This window comes from Rhizobium sp. 57MFTsu3.2, assembly GCF_012932765.1.
In the GTDB taxonomy this organism is placed as follows: domain Bacteria; phylum Pseudomonadota; class Alphaproteobacteria; order Rhizobiales; family Rhizobiaceae; genus Rhizobium; species Rhizobium altiplani.
In genome coordinates this window covers 19,128-27,683 of record NZ_JDWI01000046.1, presented here as the reverse complement: position 1 = coordinate 27,683, position 8,556 = coordinate 19,128, and the positions used below count along the sequence as shown (strand labels likewise).

The window sequence follows — 8,556 nt, the reverse complement described above, 5'->3', positions numbered from 1 at the left end:
TCGTACGGATTGCCGGGCAGCGCCGCTGCGTGCAGGGCGAACTGCCCGCCCTTTGAACGGTTCAGTGTTGTGGCCACGGACACCTTCACTCCGAACTCATAGGGCTTGTGCGCCTTGCCTTTACCAATGCACTCGACCTCNTCGGCATGCAGGCTGTAGATCTTGCGGCCACGCTGACGTTGCCGCTGCGCGATGACCGTTTTTGCCTGATAGAGCGACCATTTGAAGATCGCGTCGAGTTGTTCGTCGCCGGCGATCTGACGTTCGACGTCGCGAACGGTCCGGCCGAGATAGGTCTTCAACTTGCGCAGCGCCTTGCCGGCCCGTTTGAATTGCTTCGCATGAGCGTAGCGCTGGTGCTGGATCAGGGCGAATTTACCGACCCGAATANAGGTCTGGCGCAGATCNAGCCCCATTTTCTTCGCCAGCCGCACCAGCCGTTCGCGCGCCCGGTGAATAAGCTTGGCATCCGTCGGGAACATGANGTNCTTCGGTTGAACGGTCGTGTCCACGATCACCTGCCGCGTATCCTGCGGNTTCATCGCGCCTGTCTTGACGGCCACGGCCAGGCTCTCCTGCAAGAGCNCGCCGATCCGTTCCTCGCCCATGCGCTGCCGCCAGCGCGTCATCGAGGAGCGGTCGAACGATAGTTCGTGCCGAAAGAACTCCTCGCCGCAGAGGTACTGAAAGTAGGGGCTCTCCACCCAGCGCTCGCACAGCGCCTCGTCCGACAGGTTGAACGTGTGCTTCAGAATGGCCAGCCCCGCCATCAGCCGCGTCGGCAATGGCGGCGGCATGCCAGCTCCGTCCGAATGGACCGTCCCAAAGCGGGCTTCCAACACAGGCCAGTCAATAGCCTGCGCCAGACGCACAAGTTCGTGCTTCATGTTGATGATCTGGTCGAGCCGGGATCGGAATAAATCCTGTTCACCCGTTTGGCGCCGTTCGCGTGGTTTACCCATTCCTGGCTCTCCGATTCACCGCGATAAACCCAGTGAATCACGCTTCGCCAACCAGGGAAACCTCAAACTGATTTTGCAAGGAAACAGCCCGTTCGGTGGTTGTTTCCGGCAATTAGAAGATCTGCAGATCCTTCGATTCCTATGTCTAATCAGCAGCTTCCGAGTTCTTCACGGCCGACTGTTTAGTGGTGCGCGGACGCTGAGAGCACCGGTTCGGAGTAGAGGATACCCCCACTCGCGATCTGGCAAAACCCATGCTAGTTCCGTGTTCGACAGCGTACAAACCACGCAAGCGCTGTTGCGATGAGACCGGCTGGCTGAGCTAGCCGATTTCCGGGCACCCGCGGGAATTGCCGAAGACGATTCTGTCCGGCCCGGCCCGGGTGAACCCCTCAACGACAACGCTTCTCGACGTTACCCTGGCAATCTGCGGTCTCCTAAATCCTGCGTCACGTGCGAGGTCAAGAGCGTCGTCGGGATTGCAGCGCTCTCTTACGCGCCGCTCTTGGTTTCGATCATAAATTCCAACTCCACCTGGGCCGACTCGAAATTCCAGGTCTTGCGCGTATAGCGCCGGGAATGGCCAGGTAACGATTGTGGTCACAAGCGTTCCAAGCAACAGGGCTTTCGCGTTCATAGCAAATCCTCCGAACTTCGGTTTGTGTCTGAGCAACAGATCAGCGACCAAGTTGTTCCAGCATCGATGCTTGGGAAAAAACCATGGGGATATGGTGGGAGCAAACGACGTGCGTTTTGCTTGGCTAAATCGTGATCTCGATGACGGCACACCTCATGGCACGCATCGAGGCAAAAGCTCGCCGAACCGGGGTTCAATCGTCTCTCGGCAAGAGAAGGGCTGCGACCTCTATGAAGTTGAACATGTGAAAGCCTGATGCCTGAAATCCATCCGTTCAAACGCCTCGGACAATGAACCATTGAAGGTGCTCGCTCGCGAACAGGGTCAGTTCCTCGTCATCACCTGCGACTATTCCAAAGTGACGCATCACTATCTCCCAGGGGACCTTCATCGAGCTTTGCGGCAATAGCAACACTAGACAGGGTGCTTAGGAGCTTTAAGTGCGAGGGCTTTAGTAAAAAGTCTATCTTCGGATGACGTTGCACTCTCCCCCATGAAGCGACTACGGGCACCCCATCACGCGAAGACTCCGAGAGATACGAGTGATCCGAGTTCCCGTCTGGTCAAATGAGCGCCTGCGATAACACTGTTGCCCGCCCTCAGAACGTCGGCTCGTTACCGCGTCGCTCCGAACACAAACGCAAGGGCGGCGATGACGGCAACCGCGGTAATCGGTCTATCACGAACGGTTTCCTTTATATCGTCAAGCAAACTGCCGGCTCGAGCCTTCGCTACTCCAACTGAGTCAGATGCCACGCCGGAAACAGACTTCGCCAGCCGATTTGTATCGAGCCGGAGCGCACGAATATTCTCGCCTATCGACCCTGGACGGAGCGGATCGCTATTGGTGCTTTCCGTCGTGTATGGGTCGGGCTCGGATTTCACGCGTTCAGCAACCTCCGGGTCCGTCCTTCCGGTGGGGACGCCTGTAGTAGTAGCTGAAACGGGATCAGACGCCGGAAAAGAGTCTTCCAATCCCTGATCGAGCCCTCCTTGGCGTGCGCGACGTCTTTGCTCCGATTGTTCTTTTTGCATGGATTTAACTGCTGGGGAATCCTTGGGGTCAGGCATTTGTGATCTCCACTGTCCAGTGCCTTAATGAAAGCTCCAGCATGATCAGAAGTTCCCGCCGCGGGACGATTTCGTTAGCTCGTCAAACGGGCTGAACGCAGTCATTGTTGGAAATTTGCAACTTGGGGTGATGCCTGAGCCGCATTCACGCAGTCAGGGCACCCCAAATATGAAGACCGCCGCAGCAATCCAAAACAGTGCACATATTTCGATAGCAATTAGCATTCCGATTGAGCGGTCGCTCATCCTGCACTCCCCCACAACGCTTGAAGGCTAGCATAATTGCGGAGGGGCGCGGAAACACATTGTTTTTCCGATTATTTCAGGATGCGCGCATATAGGAAAGCTTGGGGCGACAGGCGGGCCTCGAGGAGCACCTCGCCAGGACGCACAGCAACCTGTTTGTACTCGGCAAACGGCGTCATTTCTCGACTTGGTGCCTTCGGATGCTTTGCACTGATCTTGCGGAAAGGACCCGATTACCTATCTGAAAAGAAACCTCGAAGTGGAGCATCGAGATGGATGCGTTGACGACTAAACTATCCTCCAATCCGACGATCGAAATTATTCCACCCCTACAAGTCAGTCGCTTCAGTAATTTCACCACTTGTCTTTGCTGCAATCGATCACGTACTCCGGGGGAAATAGACGATGACGGATGCGGCATATGCAATGAGTGCCTGGAGCCGAACGCAGAGCGCGGCGACATTCCCGCTTTTCGAAGTGGCCTTGGCCCAATTGCCAGCCGGCTACCTTGAAGGCAATTTCAAGGGCCGGCGCTGGAGCGTAACCGTGAAGCGGTCTGCGGACGGCCGGCGTGAGTGGCTGTTTGCCGAGGACCTTGGAGGGAGCGATATCGTCAGCTTCAATCTTTACAGATTAGAAAATGGACGCCACACTCTTCGCCCGTGCGAGATGTCGCAAGCGAAGGTAGTTGAATTCGTCATTGGTTTCCGCCCGGACACAAGGTCCGGGTGATTGATCAGATCTCAAAGCGAATTTTGACTGAGAACCGCATAGGCCGGGGGGCCTGAAAAGGGCAGAGGCAGCTTCCGGTCGTCCACCAGATCGATAGTCCTTGGTCGGTTCTTGTTGCCTTGGGTCATTTCTTTGTCTCCCAGCGTACAGGATCTCGGCTAACCGGAACCCTGAATGTGACGCCTGCGTTTACTTGTTGCCAGGAAACGAGAGAACGTCATGAACTCAGGCCATTTCTTTTCAAAATTCGCCACTGCTGTTGCTGAGTTATCAGGAAAACCGGTCACCTTCGTGATGGCGGTCGCACTTGTCTTGGTTTGGGCAGCATCTGGTCCGATATTCAGTTTCTCCGAAACTTGGCAGCTCGTCATCAATACCGGCACTACCATTATAACTTTTCTGATGGTCTTCGTGCTGCAGAACTCTCAGAACCGAGATGGCAAAGCCCTGCAGGCGAAGCTCGACGAGCTCATTTTGACCTCACAGGCGCAAAACAAATTTGTCGGGATCGAGAAGCTTGACGAGAAACAACTGCGCGAGATGAGTGCAAAACTCGCCGAAAAAGCCGAGTGCGTCGAGGACGTCGCTGACGAAAAAGCGGAGTCGGCTTGAAAGGAGATTCGTGTCGCAGATCTGCCACCGAGCCGCCGCTCGTGGAACCGGGGCTCAAGTTAAACGTTGTAAGCGACCAGAAGCCGATTAACGTCCCGGCCGTAAGCATCGAGCCTTGCACGGCATACCGGCCGGCCAGCCCGTTGGACGCTTCAATGCAAGGTGAGAGGTTATGGGGCGAAGGATGGCCGAGAACAGAACGGTCGAAACCCACGGCGATACAATTGGCATGCCGGTTTCCCGCAATGTCGTCAAGGCGAGCAGGCCATCCACGGGCATTCCGCAGCGGCGCGACGTCCATGAAGAGCGGGAGATGGGAACGCTTCGCCAACACGCGGAAGAAATGCGCCGACAGGTAGCTGACGTAGCGACGACGTTCAGCGGCACGGCTCACCAAGCCGCCAGACAGGTTGAAGGACCGGGAAAACTCAATCCGGGTTCGAGCCCTTTGTTTGCTGCAAGTCCAGCCAGCACCGTCGCACTTGTCATTGCCGGTTTTCGGCCCCTCGATCGAAATCTTCGCGATTTCCTCGAGAAAATACGAAACCATATCCAGTGGCAAAATGAAGATGAATGGCCTGGCAAAGTGGTTGGCGGAACGACGTTGCTGTCGCGCCATCCTACACCAGCTAATTGCACGGCGGAATGAGTTTGCAACCCCTTGGGAGGAAGGATCTGGATGCTCGACGAACAGACGCAGGCTAAAACCGGAATTCCCGGCCTGGATGACGTCTTATGCGGAGGCTTAAGTCGCAGGCACGTATTTCTCCTCGAAGGCGCGCCGGGAACGGGAAAGACGACAATCGCACTTCAGTTCCTGCTTGACGGAGCGTCAGCAGGTGAAAAGTGCCTCTACGTTACTCTCTCCGAAACCGAGGAGGAACTGCGCGGCACCGCAGCGTCGCACGGGCTGACGATCGACGACAGCCTGGAAATCTTCGAACTTGTTCCCCCGGAAAGCCTTCTGAATGCCGACCAGCAGCAAAGTCTTCTCTACTCGTCGGACCTTGAGCTCGGCGAGACGACGAAAATGATCTTTGAGGTCTTCGAACGCCACAAGCCGAGCAGAGTGGTCATCGACAGCCTTTCGGAAATCCGCTTGCTGGCGCAGAGTTCGCTTCGATATCGCCGCCAGATCCTTGCTCTCAAGCATTTCTTTGCTCAATCGGGGGCGACTGTGCTGCTGCTCGACGACATGACGTCGGATGTCCTGGACAAGACCGTTCACAGCGTCGTCCATGGCGTTATCCACCTTGAACAGCTGGCTCCGGATTATGGCTCCGAACGCCGGCATCTGCGCGTGATGAAATATCGCGGCCGCGCGTTTCGCGGTGGCTTTCACGATTTCATCATTTGCAGGGGAGGGGTGCGCGTCTTCCCGAGACTGCGGGCCGTGGAACACAAAACGGACTTTACCCGCGACAGGGTCGGAAGCGGTGTTGCCGAACTCGATCGTCTTCTCGGTGGGGGCGTTGAGCGTGGATCGAGCACCTTGCTTATCGGACCAGCAGGGACCGGTAAAAGCCTGTTTACACTGCAGTTCGTCGATGCGGCAGTCAAACGTGGAGAACGGGCGGCCGTTTTTGTCTTCGACGAAGAGCTCGGGCTTTTGCTTGATCGGACAAAAGCCCTCGGCTTCGACTTCGAAAGCATGCGGGATGAAGGCAAGCTGCATCTGGAGCAACTCGATGCTTCCGAGGTCTCTCCGGGAGAATTCGCCCAGCGCGTGCGCGACCGCGTTGCGGATTTTGATGCCAAGACCGTCGTGATCGACAGCATAAATGGCTATCAGGCAGCCATGCCCGGCGAGAACGCCCTCATCCTTCACATGCACGAACTGCTTCAGTATCTCAACCGCCAAGGCACAACAACGTTTCTGACAGTTGCGCAGCACGGGCTGGTCGGCGATATGAAAACCCCAGTCGATCTTACATATCTCTCAGACACAGTCGTTCTGCTGCGTTACTTCGAAGCCTTGGGCAAGGTTCGCAGGGCGATCTCCGTCGTCAAGAAACGCGCCGGAAAGCATGAAGACACGATCCGTGAATTTGAAATCAGCGAGAGAGGACTGACGGTGGGAGCACCGCTGTCGGCGTTCCAGGGTGTCCTGGGGGGCGTCCCCACCTTCCTGGGCGAAAAGCAGTCTCTGATGTCGGAGGCGAAAGGGGAGGAGCGCGAAAATTCCTGATCAGCTCGCAACCAGCCTTATACTTGCGCCTTCGGGCAGAGATACTCAAATTGCTTCCTCCCTTCTCAGGGAGGCGGGAATTCCCAGTGATGCCGTGTCCGATCTGTCGTCGCTTCTGCGGGCAATTGGTGACGACACCGCCTTCGTCGTGCTGACAGAAGAGGCGTTGCACAGTGTGGATATGAAACCGCTTTCCGAATGGATACTGCGACAGGCCTCCTGGTCTGACATGCCATTTCTCGTACTAACGCAGCGCGGCGGTGGTTCGGAGCGGAATCCAGCTGCAGGCCGGCTGTCAGGAATTCTTGGGAACGTCAGCTTCATCGAGCGGCCCTTTCATGCCACCAGCTTCATTAGCGTTGCCCAAACCGCAATGCGAGGAAGACGCCGCCAGTACGAGGCACGAGCTCGCATCGAGGAGCTTCGCGAACAGGAACGGCGACTGCAAACTGCCCTCGAGGCAGGCAGGCTCGGCGCCTGGGAACTGGATCTAGTAACCTACGACCTGTCGACTTCCCCAATATGCAAGGCGATCTTCGGCCGATTGCCGAACGAACCACTTGCCTACCCGAGACTACAGGCCAGCATCCATCCCGACGACCTTAAAGGCATGCACGAAGCCCTGGCTGCAACGATCGAAACGGGTGTTGGGTTTGCGGCCGAGTATCGGGTTATTTGGCCGGACCGCTCAATCCACTGGGTGGAGAACAGGGCACAGCTCTTGCGCAACCGGATCGGGGTCGCGGTCAAGCTGGTCGGCGTTTCGGTCGACTTCACTGAGCGCCGCCAGATCCTGGAACAGCAGCGACATTTAAATGAAATGCTCGAAGAGCGTGTCGCGGCCCGAACCGCCGAGTTGGAAGCTGCTCACGAGATTGTTTTGGCCGAGGCCGCGCAGCGCCAAAAGGCGGAAGAGCAACTTCGCCAGATTCAAAAGCTTGAAGCGATCGGGCAATTGACAGGGGGCGTTGCTCACGACTTCAACAATCTATTGATGGTGGTACTCGGAAATCTCGAATTGATCCGCAAGGCGGTAACCAATGAGGCGCGTCTGGTCAGGTTGGTCGATGGAGCGCTTCAAGCCGCGAAAAGAGGGGCATCTCTGACACAGCGCTTGCTGGCATTCGCACGGCGCCAGGACCTGCAGGTAAAGGCGGTTGACCTGCGCAAGCTGGTTACAGACATGGAGGATCTTCTCCGGCGATCTATCGGTCCGATGATCATTTTGGACAAAGAAATGCCCGAGAACCTGCCGCATGTTCTTGCTGACGCAAATCAGCTTGAACTTGCCCTGCTCAACCTTGCGGTCAACGCCCGGGACGCCATGCCCGAAGGAGGTTCGCTCAAGATTGCGCTTGCAGAGATCAATGTCGCGCCCGGAGACAAGGAACTGTCTGCCGGTCGTTATGTCCTTCTGAGCGTTGCCGACAATGGGAAAGGAATGGACGAGGATACGCTCGCAAGGGCGGTGGAACCGTTCTTTTCCACCAAGGAACTCGGGAAGGGTACAGGCCTCGGACTTTCCATGATCCATGGCCTGGCGCTGCAACTTGGGGGCAGCTTTAGCCTTGAGAGCACGCTCGGCTCCGGTACAACCGCTCAACTCCTGATCCCAGCCGTGGAGGGTGACGTCGTGCAGATGGACATAAAGGGCTCATCACCCGTCATCATGCCGGACAAACAGCCGAAGCGCATCCTTCTGGTTGATGACGACATCCTGATCGCGATGAGTTCGGCTGATATGGTAACCGACCTTGGACATGAAGTGGTGGAAGCTCATTCGGGAGCGGAGGCGCTCGAAATTCTCGGTAGCGATCAGCAGTTCGATCTTCTGATCACCGACTATTCCATGCCCGGCATGAATGGCGCGGATCTTGTACATGCCGCACGGCGGTTAGTTCCCGACCTGCCCGTGCTTCTTGCGAGCGGCTATGCCGACCTGCCAGCAGGAGTGCAGGTAGATGCAGTCAGGCTTGGGAAGCCATATACCCAGGATCAACTCGCGCACGAGATCTCCAGCGCTTTGCAAGCATGACAGATTTGATCAAAAAGGCGGGAACCGGACCTGGTCTCTCCCGTTTTGTAGCGCGCATGTCATGGCTGCAAAA

Annotated in this window: 6 protein-coding genes and 1 pseudogene; 4 read left to right on the top strand and 3 right to left on the bottom strand. The window is 56.7% G+C overall.

The annotated features are described in order from the left end of the window. The 3 genes and pseudogenes from AF71_RS29445 to AF71_RS29440 all read right to left on the bottom strand — a co-directional run. The coding region (locus AF71_RS29445; protein WP_169684213.1) for an IS5 family transposase at positions 1-962 on the bottom strand (962 nt) is incomplete at its 3' end. Positions 963-1,284: 322 nt separating this feature from the next. Further along, positions 1,285-1,527: pseudogene (locus AF71_RS32015) on the bottom strand (hypothetical protein); the annotation flags it as partial. Positions 1,528-2,214: 687 nt separating this feature from the next. After that, the gene (locus AF71_RS29440; RefSeq protein ID WP_029792641.1) at positions 2,215-2,670 is read right to left on the bottom strand and encodes a hypothetical protein; all 456 of its coding nucleotides are present in this window, start codon (positions 2,668-2,670) and stop codon (positions 2,215-2,217) included. 1,197 nt (positions 2,671-3,867) lie between these two features. Between AF71_RS29440 and AF71_RS29435 the strand changes: the two genes are divergently transcribed. The 4 genes from AF71_RS29435 (at position 3,868) to AF71_RS29420 (ending at position 8,483) form a co-directional block, all read left to right on the top strand. Then, complete coding sequence (locus tag AF71_RS29435) at positions 3,868-4,260, top strand: low affinity iron permease family protein (RefSeq protein WP_029792643.1); 393 nt, start codon at positions 3,868-3,870, stop codon at positions 4,258-4,260. Between the two features lie 184 nt (positions 4,261-4,444). Further along, complete coding sequence (locus AF71_RS29430) at positions 4,445-4,909, top strand: hypothetical protein (RefSeq protein ID WP_169684212.1); 465 nt, start codon at positions 4,445-4,447, stop codon at positions 4,907-4,909. 30 nt (positions 4,910-4,939) lie between these two features. Then, entirely contained in the window at positions 4,940-6,448 is a 1,509-nt protein-coding gene (locus AF71_RS29425) for an ATPase domain-containing protein (RefSeq protein ID WP_029792645.1), read from the top strand. Then, a complete protein-coding gene (locus AF71_RS29420; RefSeq protein ID WP_169684216.1) occupies positions 6,441-8,483 on the top strand; it encodes a PAS domain-containing hybrid sensor histidine kinase/response regulator in 2,043 nt (680 codons plus the stop codon). Before AF71_RS29425 ends, AF71_RS29420 begins: the two co-directional genes overlap by 8 nt. Positions 8,484-8,556 lie beyond the last annotated feature (73 nt).

What these genes read in the sequence shown, in the direction of transcription:
- AF71_RS29440 (WP_029792641.1), bottom strand. Translation starts at nt 2,670, where the DNA reads ATGCCTGACCCCAAGGATTCCCCAGCAGTTAAATCCATGCAAAAAGAA.
- AF71_RS29435 (WP_029792643.1), top strand. Translation starts at nt 3,868, where the DNA reads ATGAACTCAGGCCATTTCTTTTCAAAATTCGCCACTGCTGTTGCTGAG.
- AF71_RS29430 (WP_169684212.1), top strand. Translation starts at nt 4,445, where the DNA reads ATGGCCGAGAACAGAACGGTCGAAACCCACGGCGATACAATTGGCATG.
- AF71_RS29425 (WP_029792645.1), top strand. Translation starts at nt 4,940, where the DNA reads ATGCTCGACGAACAGACGCAGGCTAAAACCGGAATTCCCGGCCTGGAT.